Raw genomic sequence first — 12999 nt, forward strand, 5'->3', positions numbered from 1 at the left:
CATAACTCTCCTTTATTTTTCATATCATAGCATTATTGAAGAATATTTCTTGGTTTGCAAGTGTGTTTAAAAGTTAAAATATGATTTTTAAATTCTTAGAATTTAAAATGGATAATTAAATATTTTTAATACTTTTAATGCGTTTTTATGAATATGAGTAGTTATAGTGAAATTAAGCTAGGAAAACCTAGCTTAATTTTTTAATGTAGTTCTTTCCAGATTGCGTTTTTCCAAGCATAAGCTAATATTGCTAATAATGCAAAATAAGCCATTATTTTGTATCCTAAATCTTCGCGTTCAGCTTTTTTACTATCTCCAACGCTAGTTAAATAAGCAACAATATCATTTTGAGCTTGTTCGTTAAGTCCAACTCTAGGCATTGCAGTTCCTGGAAGTTGTTTTTGAGTATCGTTTATAAATTTATGTAAATACTCATCTCCTTTAGCACGAATTATTATTGATAAATCAGGTGGCGTTGAACCCATATAATCTTTTAAATCTCCGCCATTTACTTTAGCAATAAAACCATCATATTTAACATCATGACATCTTCCGCAAGCTTCTTCAAAGATAACTTTTTTGTTCTCAAAATTAATTTTTGCAACTTTTTCGCTATCGCTTAATTTACTTGCATTTATTTCATTAGCAATTTTTGCTTTTTTTGCTTCAAGAGCAGCTTTTCCGATACTATTTAAATATCCTACTATATTAGCAACTGATTGAGCATTTTCATCACTTATACTGCCATCATCTTCTAAAAATGCTGTCATCATAGGATGTGGATTTTCATCATTATATTTTTTGTTATTTTTCATAGCAAGTGCAGGATTAAGAGAAATTGCCATTAAGAATTTACTATCATAAATAGCTCCTGCTGTGCTTAAATCAGGATAAATAATACCTTGAGCGCTAATTCCATCATCAGCAGCTACTAATTCATCAAATTCAACTCTATGACAGCTAGCACAATTAGCTTCAAAATCAGCCTTTCCAGCTTCAACATCAGTTTTTAAACTAGCTATTTTATCAACATTAGCCCAAAGTTTTTTAGTATCTTCTAATTTTTTTGTAGCAAAATCAATATCATCTTTTTTACCACTTTCATTAGCTTTTTTTAATTCAACTTCAGCTTGAGCTATATCGCCTGCTTTAAAATCAAAATTAACTTCGCTAGTATGTTCGTGCATTTGTGAATGAGCGTAAGGCTCAACTCCCCAATAAACAATACCTGTGAATATAACTAATATTGCAAATATTTTTAACTCTTTCATTACTTAGCCTTTCTTTCCATAAGAGTAATTACTGGTAAAACTACTATTAATAATGCTAAAAATGTAACAGAAGCAATAGTTGCTATTGTATTATTAATTCCAACAGGAGGTAATTTACCATAAATAGTAAGAACAATCATATCAATTACTAATAGCCAAAACCATACAAAAAATGCTCCACGCTTATGTGCAGGCGCTACTACATTTGAGCGGTCTAGGAATGGTAATACAAAGAAAATTATTTGAGCTATACCAAAGCAAGCAAGACCAACTTCATAAGAAAATCCTCTTAAGATTTCATAACTCCATAAGAAATACCATTCAGGATAAATATGTGGTGGAGTTTTAAGTGCATTTGCTGGTTCAAAGTTAATTGGATCCATAGCAAAATCATAGTGAAAGCATACTAGATAAAAATAGAAAATCATAAATAAGCAAACATAAAAAATATCTTTACATAAGAAATCAGGCCAAAACGATATAACTTTAGCTTCTTTTTTCTTGCCAGCTAAATATTTTTCAGCTTCTAAATCAAAATCAATTTCTTCAGCAATTTCGTTATTTACATGTGGAAATCTTAAAGCATAAAAGTGAATTGCAACAAATGCAATAACAACTATTGGTAATAAGCAAACATGTAGCATAAAAAATCTATTTAATGTAGCATCTCCAACAGCGTAATCACCTCTAATCCATTCAACTAATTCAGGTCCTATGAAAGGAATACCACCAAAAAGATTAGTAATAACCATAGCAGCCCAATAGCTCATTTGTCCCCAAGGTAGCATATAACCACTAAATGCTTCAGCAGAGAATAATACGAATAATACCATACCACTTATCCAAATGATTTCACGACCTTTTTTATAAGAGCCATAATAAATACCTGTTAATAAGTGTATATACATTACTAAAAATACTACCGACGCAGCAACCCCGTGCATATGTCTCCATAGCCAACCATATTCAACTTCTTGCATAATAGTTTTATTTACACTATCAAAAGCAAGTGCAACATCAGGTTTATAATACATTACAAGTAAAAGTCCTGTAATAAATAGTATTGCAAACATAGTAAGTAAAATTACTCCCATTGCCCATAAAAAGTTAATTTTCTTAGGAATCCAGTATTGTGTCATCATAACTTGCATAAATTTTTTGATAGCAAGTCTTTGATCTAGCCAATCAACAATTCCATTTGATTTTTCAAAATGTGCCATGATTAAGCCTTTCCTACATTTTTCATAATTTCTTCATACTCTTTGCCAACTTCTCCTAAAACTAATTTAGTTCCATCAATTGAAAAAGGTGGAATTTCAAGTGGTTTAGGAGGTGGTCCTGACATATTTTTTCCGCTTACATTAAATTTTCCACCATGACAGGCACAAACAAATTCTTTATCAGCTGAATGATATGCTGGAATACAACCTAAATGAGTGCATAGTCCAATTACTACCGTATATCTTGCATCTCCTGCTATTATATCTGTATTGCTTTGTTCCATATCACTTGATTTTTTTAGAATGAATATTGGTTTTTTTCTCCATTCAACAGTTCTTAGCTCTCCATCAGCTAAAGGCGATAAATCAACGGTTGTAAAACCTGCTGCTTTTACACTAGGAAGTGGATCCCAAGTTTTTTTCATACCCACTAGTGTAAAAACACCACCAACAGCCGCAGCAGCGCCTAATGTAAAGCCCATAAAGCTTCTTCTACTAGCCATACTTATCCTTTCATAAAATTTGAAAATAAATAGCTAGTTTAGTGAAAATTGGGTAAATATTACAAGAGTATATTATTATTAATAGTTTTGGAATATTATTTGCTATGGGATTTTTGCATTTTAATTTAAGGAGAGAAAATGGAATTTTATAAATCTAAACCATTGATTGTAAGTGCCTTAGCCGGTAGAGATTTAAGAAATAAATTAATTAGCTCAAACATAGCTAATATTGATACTCCTTTTTATAAATCAAGAGATATTGATTTTGAAACAGCCTTAAACGAAAATGCAAATAAACTTTACAAAACTACACAAAATGCACAAATTGCAGCTACAAATTTTATGCATTTTGGAAAAGGTATGAGTAATAAACTAGCAGTTACTAATGAAAGGCATTTACAACCATTAGAATTTGAAAATAGCGAAAATGGAACTATTTTTGCTAGAGATGGACATTTGCAAAGAAATGATGCAAATACCGTTGATTTAGATGTAGAAACAAGTGAATTAAGCAAAAACGCAATTATGATTAGTGCGCTTGATTCTGTGCTAAAAAAACAAAGTGAAGTTGTAAGAACTATAATTGAGAGTAGTTCTAAATTAAGTTAAGGGATAATTTATGGCATTTTTAAGCGATTTTGATATTAGTGGATATGGACTAAGCGCTCAAAGATTTAGAATGAATTTAATTAGCTCAAATATAGCTAATGCAAATACTACTAGAACAAATGAAGGTGGTCCTTATAGAAGGCAAGATGTAGTATTTAAAGCCGTTAATTTTGATGATGTTTTAAATGAAGAAATTAATTCTAAAAATAGTTTTTTTGAGTATGAAAATCCTTTAAATGACCCTGTAAATTTTCCTGAAGCAAAGCCTGCTGTTATGGGTGTAGTAGTAGATAAAGTAGTAAGAGATGATAAGGATTTTATATTAAAATACGAGCCAAATCATCCCGATGCAAATGCTAAAGGATATGTAGCATATCCTAATATAAATCCTGTTGTAGAAATGAGTAATTTAATTGAGGCAACAAGGGCTTATCAAGCAAATGTGGCAGCATTTACAAGTGCTAAAACAATAGCTCAAAGTGCTATTGATTTATTAAGATAGGAATTTAAAATATGAATAATATTAAAATCAATCCAAGTTTGATTCAAAGTATTGAAAATACCAAATCAAATTCTAATAAAGTTGATAATGGTTTTTCATTTGCAGATGCTTTAAAACAAGAATTAGAAGAGCTAAATAAAGAACAAATTGTATCAGATAAAGCTATGGCTGATGTAGCTACTGGAAATGTGAAAGATTTACATCAAGCAGCTATTGCTATTAACAAGGCTGAAACAAGTATGAAATTTATGTTAGAAGTTAGAAATAAAGCTATTAACGCATACAAAGAGATAAGTAGAACTCAAATATAAAAAATGCAAACACCTTACGAGCCTAGTAAAAAGACTTTTATAGTATTGTTTTTTTTGTTGCTCGCTTCTTTTTTTATTATTTTTTCTTTTGTTAGAAGCAAAACTAATGAAAGGAATGTAGGTAGTATTGAAAGAGGTGAGCGAGTAGGTGCTTTAAATGGAGATATTATTAGTGCTGATGGATATACATTAGTAACTAGTAGAAGAATTTATAGAGCTGAAATTGATATTAGAAGTATTAATTTAGATAAATTAGATTATTTTTTAAAATTATTTCAGATTTATGCCTTTATTGATGATAAAGAAATGAAAGATATTAAAGCAAGATTATTAAAAGCTTTAAAGCAAAAAAAGGTTTATAATTTTGTTTTATCAAAAGATATTGATTCAAAAGCTGCAAGTTATTTACAAGAATTATCTAAAAAACTTTATGTTTCAGGATTTTTTAAATCCTTTAAAAATGCAAATGGAAAAGTAAGCACAAGAAGACTTGAGATAATTGAACATAAAGAAGAAAGAGTTTTTTCTAAAGGAGATATTTTAACCCCAATTCTTGGTTATTCTCAACTAAGTTTAGAAGATGGAATATATTCAAATATTCCAAAAAAAGGTTTGGAAAAATATTATGAGCAGTATTTAAGCCCTAAAAGTGATTATAAAATAACAGGTAGTAAGGATATTGGTGGAAATATAATTATAAATTCTGATAGCTTTTTAAGTGATAGAATTAATGGTAGTAATGTATATTTAAATGTAAATTTAAAGCTTCAAAAAGGGTTAGAAAATATAGCAAGTGTTGCTAGAAAAAATTTTGGTGCTAAGCAAGTAATAATAGGCATTTTAGATAGCAAAGACGCAAGTGTAATTGCACTAGCAACTAGCAAAAGGTATGACCCATATCATAGAAAAAGTGATTTATCGTATCTAAATACTGATGCTGTAGAATTTGAATACGAACCAGGCTCGGTAATTAAACCAATTGCTTTTGCTAATTTATTAAAACTAAATCGTATAACCCCTTTTGAATGGGTAAAGACTTATGGCGGAAGAATGAAGCTTGATAAGTTTTACATAACAGATACACATCCTATGGATAGTATGATTGCTGAAGATATTATAGTTCATTCATCAAATATAGGAATGGTTCAAATTTCTAATAAAGAAAATGTAAAAGAATTAATTAATGGTTATTTGGAATTTAATTTAGGAAATTTAACTGGTATTGATTTGCCTTATGAAAAAGCAGGTTTTATAAAAGATGCTAAAAAAACTTATGAAGTAGAAAAAAATACTATGGCTTATGGATATGGTTTTAGAACCACTTTTATACAACTTTTAGCAGCTTATAATGTATTTAATAATCGCGGAATTTGGATTAGTCCTAAAATTGCTAAATACTATAATGAAGATAAGGAATTAAAAGAAATATATACTAAAACAGAAAAAGAAGTCTTGCCACTTGAAATTGCAAAGCAGATGAATAGGATATTAATAAAAACTGCAAATCAAAAATCTTTAGCAAAATATTGGCCTTTAGGAATTAGCGTAGGTGGTAAAACAGGAACAGCAAGAATTAGCGTTAGTGGAAAATATGAAAGAGAATATAATGCAAATTTCTTCGGTTTTGCAAATGATGAAAACAATAGATACACAATTGGTGTTTTAGTAATGAGCCCTGATAAAGATAAAGAAGGATATTATGCAGCTCAAACAGCTTTACCTGTTGCAGCACTTGCTATTAATCAATTAATAGAAGATGGTTTTTTAAAGCCAAGTTATAATAGAATTGATTAATATTTATTTTATAAAATGCCCCTAAAAACGGATAAATAATGCAAAATATTAAAAATCAAATGATTTCATTTGCTAATGAAATATTAAAAAATTTTAATGGTGCTGTTTTAGGGCTTAGTGGTGGGCTTGATAGTGCTATTGTATTAAGAATATTAAGCGAGTGCGAAAAAAAGCCACATTGTCTTATAATGCCTACTAATATTTCAAATAAAACAAATCTTGATGACGCTATTAATTTAGCAAATAAATATGCTTTAAAATATGAAATTATAAATATTCAAAACATTTTAGATGAATTTATTAAAGCAAGTGGTTCTAATGACAAGGTATTAATAGGAAATTTTGCAGCTAGGATTAGAATGACTTTATTATATGATTATTCAGCTAAGCATAATTTATTAGTAGCAGGGACAAGCAATAAGAGTGAATTAATGTTAGGATATGGCACTATTTGGGGAGATTTAGCTTGTGCTTTTAATATTTTAGGTGATTTTTACAAGAGTGAATTATTTGAGTTTGCTAAATTTTTAGAACTACCTAATAATATAATTAGTAAAAAACCAAGTGCAGACCTTTATGAAGGTCAAGATGATGAGAGCGATATTGGTTTTACTTATACAGAAATTGATAAGTTTTTAAAAAATTATGAAAAAAATATAATTGATAATAATTATATAAAACTATTAGATAGAATAAATAAAAATAAGTTCAAAAGAGAAAATATAAAAATATTTAAAAGGTCATAAATATGAAAGAAATTTCTTGTTTTTTAAATGTAATTACAGAAGATGATAAAGAGTTTTTAATTAAATCATTAGATAATGATATAAATAGTATTAAATTATTAGAAGATAGTTTAAGTGAAATTTATAAAGGTTCTCGTATAGTTTTAACCAATAATCACACAGCAGCACACCATTTAGCTTTAAGTGCGATTGATTTAAAGCGTGGAGATAAGGTAATTTGCTCTGTAAATTCATTTCCAACAATTGCTCAAAGTATTAGATATTTTGATGCTGAACCTATTTTTGTAGATGTTGAGCTTGATAGTTTTAATATTGATATAAAGAGTTTAGAAGAAGCATTAATTAAACATAATCACAAGAAATTAAGAGCAGTTTTTGTAAATCATACCGCAGGACTTGCAGCAAAACTTGATGAAATTAGAGCTTTATGTGAAAAATACAATGTATCTGTAATAAATGATTGTGGTTTTGCACTTGGTATGGAGTATAAAGGCGAATTAGTAGGAACTAAGGATTTAATATCTTCTTTTGGGTTTAATGCGATGAGAAAAGACCCTGTGTTTGCAGGCGGATTTTTAGTAATTAATGATGAAAAAGTTTATGAAAGAGCAAAATTATTAAACTCAAATGGAATTTCATCAAATGCTTGGGGAGATGATGGCAATCTTGGATATTTTTATGATGTAACAGATATTGGACACGAGTATGAAATCACTAAAGTATGTGCGTCTTTAGCTTTATCTAAAGTAAAAAATTATAAATATTACTTAAAAAGAAGAAGAGAAATAGCAAATATTTATAATGAAGAGCTAAAAGGTTTAAAACATATTAAATTGCCTACAACAACCCCAGAACACACATTTTTAAGATACATAATAAAGGTTGATAAAAATAGAGATAATTTTGCTAAAAAGCTAAAAGAAATGGGGATAAATACAGGAATTCATTTTATACCTTTAAATTTCTTAAGTTACTATAAACAAAAATATAATCTAAAAATCAATGATTTTCCAAATGCTTTAGCAAACTATGCTCAGATTTTATCAATACCAATTCATATAAATCTTAGCGATGAAGATGTAAAAAGAGTTTGTGATGCTATAAAAACTCTTGATTCAAGCTGGATTTAATGGGTTTTATTGATAGATATTTTTTTAATCCTAATTTATGGCAAAAGATTTTAATTTTCACTCTTTTGCCGTTTTCTTATATATATTCTTTTATTGCTAGTAAAAACTTTAAATCTACAAAGAAAAATGATTTTAAAATTCCAATAATTAGCGTAGGAAATATCAGCGTAGGCGGTAATGGTAAAACCCCATTTTGCAAGGCTTTAAGCGATATGCTTTATCCTATTTATAACGATGATATTTTTATTATTCTTCGTGGTTATAAACGCAAAAGCAAGGGTTTGCTTGTAGTAAAATTGCATAATCAAATTCTAAGCGATTATTTAAACGCAGGTGATGAAGCATTAGAACACGCTTTATTTACAAAAGCAAATGTAATAGTTAGTGAAGATAGAATTAAAGGCATTCAAAAGGCTATTAGTTTGGGTGCAAAATGTATTATTTTAGATGATGCTTTTTCTAAGACAAATATAAAAAAATTTGATATTTTATTAAACTCAAATATAAAATATAAATATAATTTTACCCTTCCAAGTGGAGCTTATAGACTTCCTAAAAGTTATGAAAAATTTGCAGATTTTAATGCTTATCAAGATTTACATTTTAAAAGGACTTCTTTTATTAAAGACATTAAAGAAGATATGATTTTAATATCAGCTATTGCAAAGCCTTTTAGATTATTGCAATATAAAGATTTAGTAAAAGCTTATTATTTTTATAACGACCATTCAAGCTTTAATAAAGAAGAGCTAATAAATCTTATGCAAAAGCACAATGCAAAATATATTTTGCTAACCAAAAAAGATTATGTAAAAATAAAAGATTTTAATTTAGAAACTATATTAATTGATGAAGAATTAATAATTTTTGATGAGTTAAAAACAGCTATATTTAATTATTTAAAGGAATTTAATGTATCTTATAAAGACAACCAGCAATGATTTAGAATTGCTTAAAAAAATTGCAAATAAAATAATCAAAAAAGAGCTTAGCAAGTGTATTCATATTGCTAAAATTACAAGTATTTATAAATGGGACGGAAAAATTATTAATGATGATGAGTTTAGTTTAGAAATAAAATCAAAAAATATAAAAAAGGTTTATAAAATAATCAAAAAACACCATAATTACGAATGTTTTGAGTTTGTGTATTATAAATTTAAAGCAAAAGATAAGTATTTAGAATTTTTAAAGGAGAAATAATGATATTTTATTCAAGTAGAGATGAAAACATTACAAGTGATTTTGCAAATGCACTTAAAAATCCACTCTCAAGTGATGGGGGATTGTTTTGCCCTAGTAAATTGCAAGTATTTAATAAAGATGAATTAAAAGGTTTGGGTTATAAAGAATTTGCTAAAAAGATTTTTTCAAGTTTGAGTGATGATTTGAGTAATTTTGAAAAGAGTTTAGATGAATATTTAGATTTTGATACTAAAGAGCCTTTTGTTATCAAAAAACTTGATAGTAAAACTGATATATGTGAATTATTTCACGGAAAAACTAGAGCTTTTAAGGACTTAGCATTAGCACCACTTGCAAGACTTATGGATAATGATAAGCATTTAATTATCTGTGCTACTAGCGGAGATACAGGCCCAGCAACTCTTAGTGCATTTAGTAAAAACAAAAGCTCAAAAGTAGTTTGTATTTTCCCAAAAGGAAAAACAAGTGCTGTTCAAGAGCGTCAAATGGCTAATGTAGATTATGGTAATTCTTTAGTTTTAGCAATTGATGGTAATTTTGATGATGCTCAAAGCACATTAAAAAATCTATTAAATGATAAAGAATTTAAAGAAATTGTAAAAAATCAAGGCTTAAATCTAAGTGCTGCAAATTCACTTAATTTTGGAAGAATTACTTATCAATTGCTATATCATTATTATCTTAGTCTTCAATACAAAAACCCAATAAATGTGATAATTCCTAGTGGGAATTTCGGTAATGCACTTGCTTGTTTTTATGCTAAGCAAATGGGTGCAAATATAGATAAAATCAAAATCGTAAGCAATGAAAATACAATTCTTTATGATTTCTTTACTACAGGTGAATATGATTTAAGAAATCGTGAGTTTAAATGCACTTATTCTCCTGCTATGGATATTTTAAAATCATCAAATCTTGAACGCTTAATGTATTATTTCTTCGGAGCTAGTAGAACTAAACAATTATATTTAAGTCTTGAAAGTGATAAATATTTTAAAATCACTAAAGATGAACTTGCTAGATTAAAAGAGCATTTTATAGCTTATAAATGCAGTGATACCGAAACTTTAGAAAATATTAAAGCTTATAAAAATTATTTATTAGACCCACACACAGCAACAGCTATTAATGCTCTTGATGATAGTTTTAATGTGATTTGCTCTACTGCTGAATGGACTAAGTTTACCCCTAGTATTCAAAAAGCTTTAGGCATATTTAAAGATGAATTAAGTGGCATTAAAGATTTGGCTAAAAAGTATAATTATAAGCTGAATGATAGTCTTTTAAATGCTTTAAATTCAACTAATTATTATGCAAAAGATATAAAAGTAGATGAGATTAAAAAAACAATAATAGAATGGATAAAACAATGATTATAATTCCTGCTAGACTTAAATCAAGTCGTTTTAGTGAAAAGATTTTAGTGCCAATCAAAGGCATTCCTATGTGTATTTACACAGCTTTAAATGCTAGTAAGGCTGATAGGGTTGTGATTGCCACTGATAGTTCTAAGGTATTAGAATTAGCAAAAGAATATAATTTAACAGCTATTTTAACAAAGCAAACTCACGAAAGTGGGACTGAAAGATTAGCTGAATGCGTTGATATTTTAGGTCTTAATGATGATGAACTAATTATAAATCTTCAAGCAGATGAGCCTTTATTTGAGCTTAGCAATTTAATTAAGTTTAAAGAATTTTGCAATGAATTTAAGAATGAATTTTTTATGGCGAGTTGCTATACTATAAAAGATACTCCAAGTGATGAAAATATGGTAAAAGTAGTCCTTGATACTAAGCAAAATGCTATATATTTTTCAAGAGCACCAATTCCTTATGATAGAGATAAAAAGGGTGTAAAATACAATCATCATTTAGGCATATACGCTTATACAGCTAAGTCTTTAAAAGAATTTATAACTCTTAAATCAAGCTTAGAACATATTGAAAAATTAGAGCAATTAAGAGCTATTGAAAATGGCAAAATCATTAAAATGTGCGAGATTAATACAAAGTCTTTTGGTATTGATACAAAGGCTGATTATGAAAGATTATTGCAGGTTTTAGAAAATGACAAATGAGCTAATTTTAGCCATTATTAGTATTGTATTTTTTATAGTTTGCATTATTTTTTATATTCGTTATATAAATATTTTTAAGAGTGAGAGCTCGCTTAAAAACGAGTTTTTATCTCTTGCTAAAGATAAAGAATATTTGAGTGTTTTGAGTGAGAATTTAAAACAAGAATTAAATAATTATAAAAATAATTTAGTGCAAATTGAAAATGAAAGAAATAATTTAAATATTCAAAACTCGGCTTTAAGCGAAAAAATAAGTAAGCTTGAAAATGATTATAAAGAATTAAAAAACGAGAATAATTTTATCAATGCTGAAATAGTAAACAAGCGTAATCAAAATGAAATTTTAAATACAGAACTTTCAAGGCTAAATGAAGAGCTTAAAAATACTAAAGAGCAATTTGAAAAAGAGTGCGAAAACTTAAAAAATACAAAAGATATTTTAGATAATTTATCTTCTAAATACCATTTAGAAAATGCTAAAAACGAAGCTTTAAACGAAAAAGTAAAATTGTATGAAAACAATTTAAAATCTTTAGAAGAAAAATATGAAAATACTTTAAAAACCTTAGAAAATAACTTAAAAGAGCAAAATGAAAAAAGCTCAAAATTAATTTATGAAGAAAACACAAAAGTATTATTAAATAATTCAAATGAGCTTTTAAACAAGATTTTTAGCCCTTTAAAAGAGCAAATTAGCGAATATGAAAAAGCTTTATTAAAGCAAAATACAAGTATAGAAAACAATATAAAAACAATGTTTGAAACAAGTCAGAATTTGGGTAAAAAGGCTGATGAATTTGCTAATATTTTAAAAGGTGATAAAAAGGCTCGCGGGGATTTTGGAGAGATTATGCTTAAGCAGTGTTTATTATCTAGTGGGCTTATTGAAAACGAGCATTTTTTTATGCAAGAAAGCTTTAAAGATAGTGATAATAATACAAAAAGACCAGATGCGATTGTGTATTTTGAACCTAACAAATGCGTTATTATTGATTCTAAGTTTTCTTTACCAAGTAGTGATAATTTAGAAGTTTATAAAGATGAAATTGCAAATAATTTAAACGCTAGGATAAATGAACTTGCGAAAAAAGATTATGAATTAGCAGTTGATTTTGCAAATGAATATGTGATTTTATTTGTGCCTTATCAAAATATTTTAGATTTAGCCTTAGAAAGTGATTCGCAGATTTTTAAAAAAGCCGAAGCTAAAAAGATATTTTTAGTAAGTCCTACTACGCTTTTTATGGGACTTAAAATGATTTATTTTGGCTGGAAAAACTATGAAGTAAATCAAAACGCTTTAAAAGTCTTTAATGAATTTGGTAAATTTTATGATAAATACGCTAGTTTTTATGAAGATTATGAAAAATTAAAAAAACAATGCGAAAATGGTTTTTTAAAAATTGATACTCATTTATATGGTAAAGGTAGTATTAGTTCTCGTTTAGAAAATCTAAAAGCCTTAGGTATTAAAAACAAAAAAGAATTAAGCGAATTAGCAAAAGATTTAAAAGATAGTGAAATTACTAGATTGATTGATGAAAAATAATTAAAGTATTAATTATTTTTAAAAGTTTTATGAATTAAATAATAAATTATAAATCCTTTTAAAAGTTCTATTTTAAGG

Annotated in this window: 14 protein-coding genes; 11 read left to right on the top strand and 3 right to left on the bottom strand. The window is 27.6% G+C overall.

Features of this window, described 5'->3' with window-relative positions:
* Positions 1-200 precede the first annotated feature (200 nt).
* Genes KJQ99_RS06510 through KJQ99_RS06520 form a run of 3 tightly spaced genes read right to left on the bottom strand, consistent with a single transcriptional unit; the run spans position 201 to position 2994 of the window.
* Positions 201-1271 carry a c-type cytochrome gene (locus KJQ99_RS06510; RefSeq protein WP_214150322.1) on the bottom strand — a complete coding sequence of 357 codons (1071 nt, stop codon included), beginning with the start codon at positions 1269-1271 and terminating at the stop codon, positions 201-203.
* Entirely contained in the window at positions 1271-2491 is a 1221-nt protein-coding gene (locus KJQ99_RS06515; protein WP_214150323.1) for a cytochrome b, read from the bottom strand. The genes KJQ99_RS06510 and KJQ99_RS06515 overlap by 1 nt, the downstream gene beginning before the upstream one ends.
* A gap of 2 nt (positions 2492-2493) precedes the next feature.
* Positions 2494-2994, bottom strand: a complete 501-nt coding sequence (locus KJQ99_RS06520; RefSeq protein ID WP_214117862.1) for a Rieske 2Fe-2S domain-containing protein — start codon at positions 2992-2994, stop codon at positions 2494-2496.
* 138 nt (positions 2995-3132) lie between these two features.
* Between KJQ99_RS06520 and KJQ99_RS06525 the strand changes: the two genes are divergently transcribed.
* The 11 genes from KJQ99_RS06525 to KJQ99_RS06575 are packed head-to-tail and all read left to right on the top strand — an operon-like array spanning position 3133 to position 12921.
* Entirely contained in the window at positions 3133-3603 is a 471-nt protein-coding gene (locus KJQ99_RS06525) for a flagellar basal body rod protein FlgB (protein ID WP_214117861.1), read from the top strand.
* 10 nt (positions 3604-3613) lie between these two features.
* Positions 3614-4105: a flagellar basal body rod protein FlgC gene (gene flgC, locus KJQ99_RS06530; protein WP_214117860.1), complete on the top strand. Its 492-nt coding sequence runs from the start codon at positions 3614-3616 to the stop codon at positions 4103-4105.
* Between the two features lie 11 nt (positions 4106-4116).
* Complete coding sequence (fliE, locus tag KJQ99_RS06535; RefSeq protein ID WP_214117859.1) at positions 4117-4416, top strand: flagellar hook-basal body complex protein FliE; 300 nt, start codon at positions 4117-4119, stop codon at positions 4414-4416.
* A 3-nt stretch (positions 4417-4419) separates the two neighbouring features.
* Positions 4420-6210: a penicillin-binding transpeptidase domain-containing protein gene (locus KJQ99_RS06540; protein WP_214150324.1), complete on the top strand. Its 1791-nt coding sequence runs from the start codon at positions 4420-4422 to the stop codon at positions 6208-6210.
* A 38-nt stretch (positions 6211-6248) separates the two neighbouring features.
* Complete coding sequence (gene nadE, locus KJQ99_RS06545) at positions 6249-6956, top strand: NAD(+) synthase (protein ID WP_214117857.1); 708 nt, start codon at positions 6249-6251, stop codon at positions 6954-6956.
* 2 nt (positions 6957-6958) lie between these two features.
* Positions 6959-8086, top strand: a complete 1128-nt coding sequence (locus KJQ99_RS06550; protein WP_214117856.1) for a DegT/DnrJ/EryC1/StrS family aminotransferase — start codon at positions 6959-6961, stop codon at positions 8084-8086.
* A complete protein-coding gene (locus KJQ99_RS06555; RefSeq protein WP_214150325.1) occupies positions 8086-9027 on the top strand; it encodes a tetraacyldisaccharide 4'-kinase in 942 nt (313 codons plus the stop codon). Before KJQ99_RS06550 ends, KJQ99_RS06555 begins: the two co-directional genes overlap by 1 nt.
* The gene (gene cutA / locus KJQ99_RS06560) at positions 8999-9289 is read left to right on the top strand and encodes a divalent cation tolerance protein CutA (RefSeq protein ID WP_214120292.1); all 291 of its coding nucleotides are present in this window, start codon (positions 8999-9001) and stop codon (positions 9287-9289) included. The genes KJQ99_RS06555 and cutA overlap by 29 nt, the downstream gene beginning before the upstream one ends.
* The gene (gene thrC, locus KJQ99_RS06565; protein ID WP_214117853.1) at positions 9289-10665 is read left to right on the top strand and encodes a threonine synthase; all 1377 of its coding nucleotides are present in this window, start codon (positions 9289-9291) and stop codon (positions 10663-10665) included. The genes cutA and thrC overlap by 1 nt, the downstream gene beginning before the upstream one ends.
* Positions 10662-11372, top strand: coding sequence for a 3-deoxy-manno-octulosonate cytidylyltransferase (gene kdsB, locus KJQ99_RS06570; protein ID WP_214120293.1), 711 nt, complete (start codon positions 10662-10664; stop codon positions 11370-11372). The genes thrC and kdsB overlap by 4 nt, the downstream gene beginning before the upstream one ends.
* The gene (locus tag KJQ99_RS06575) at positions 11362-12921 is read left to right on the top strand and encodes a DNA recombination protein RmuC (RefSeq protein WP_214150326.1); all 1560 of its coding nucleotides are present in this window, start codon (positions 11362-11364) and stop codon (positions 12919-12921) included. The genes kdsB and KJQ99_RS06575 overlap by 11 nt, the downstream gene beginning before the upstream one ends.
* Positions 12922-12999 lie beyond the last annotated feature (78 nt).

Source organism: Campylobacter sp. 2018MI13, from assembly GCF_018501135.1.
GTDB lineage: Bacteria > Campylobacterota > Campylobacteria > Campylobacterales > Campylobacteraceae > Campylobacter_E.

Bases quoted from the DNA above. Each gene is read 5' to 3' on its own strand.
- KJQ99_RS06510 (WP_214150322.1), bottom strand. From the start codon at position 1,271: ATGAAAGAGTTAAAAATATTTGCAATATTAGTTATATTCACAGGTATT.
- KJQ99_RS06515 (WP_214150323.1), bottom strand. From the start codon at position 2,491: ATGGCACATTTTGAAAAATCAAATGGAATTGTTGATTGGCTAGATCAA.
- KJQ99_RS06520 (WP_214117862.1), bottom strand. From the start codon at position 2,994: ATGGCTAGTAGAAGAAGCTTTATGGGCTTTACATTAGGCGCTGCTGCG.
- KJQ99_RS06525 (WP_214117861.1), top strand. From the start codon at position 3,133: ATGGAATTTTATAAATCTAAACCATTGATTGTAAGTGCCTTAGCCGGT.
- flgC (WP_214117860.1), top strand. From the start codon at position 3,614: ATGGCATTTTTAAGCGATTTTGATATTAGTGGATATGGACTAAGCGCT.
- fliE (WP_214117859.1), top strand. From the start codon at position 4,117: ATGAATAATATTAAAATCAATCCAAGTTTGATTCAAAGTATTGAAAAT.
- KJQ99_RS06540 (WP_214150324.1), top strand. From the start codon at position 4,420: ATGCAAACACCTTACGAGCCTAGTAAAAAGACTTTTATAGTATTGTTT.
- nadE (WP_214117857.1), top strand. From the start codon at position 6,249: ATGCAAAATATTAAAAATCAAATGATTTCATTTGCTAATGAAATATTA.
- KJQ99_RS06550 (WP_214117856.1), top strand. From the start codon at position 6,959: ATGAAAGAAATTTCTTGTTTTTTAAATGTAATTACAGAAGATGATAAA.
- KJQ99_RS06555 (WP_214150325.1), top strand. From the start codon at position 8,086: ATGGGTTTTATTGATAGATATTTTTTTAATCCTAATTTATGGCAAAAG.
- cutA (WP_214120292.1), top strand. From the start codon at position 8,999: ATGTATCTTATAAAGACAACCAGCAATGATTTAGAATTGCTTAAAAAA.
- thrC (WP_214117853.1), top strand. From the start codon at position 9,289: ATGATATTTTATTCAAGTAGAGATGAAAACATTACAAGTGATTTTGCA.
- kdsB (WP_214120293.1), top strand. From the start codon at position 10,662: ATGATTATAATTCCTGCTAGACTTAAATCAAGTCGTTTTAGTGAAAAG.
- KJQ99_RS06575 (WP_214150326.1), top strand. From the start codon at position 11,362: ATGACAAATGAGCTAATTTTAGCCATTATTAGTATTGTATTTTTTATA.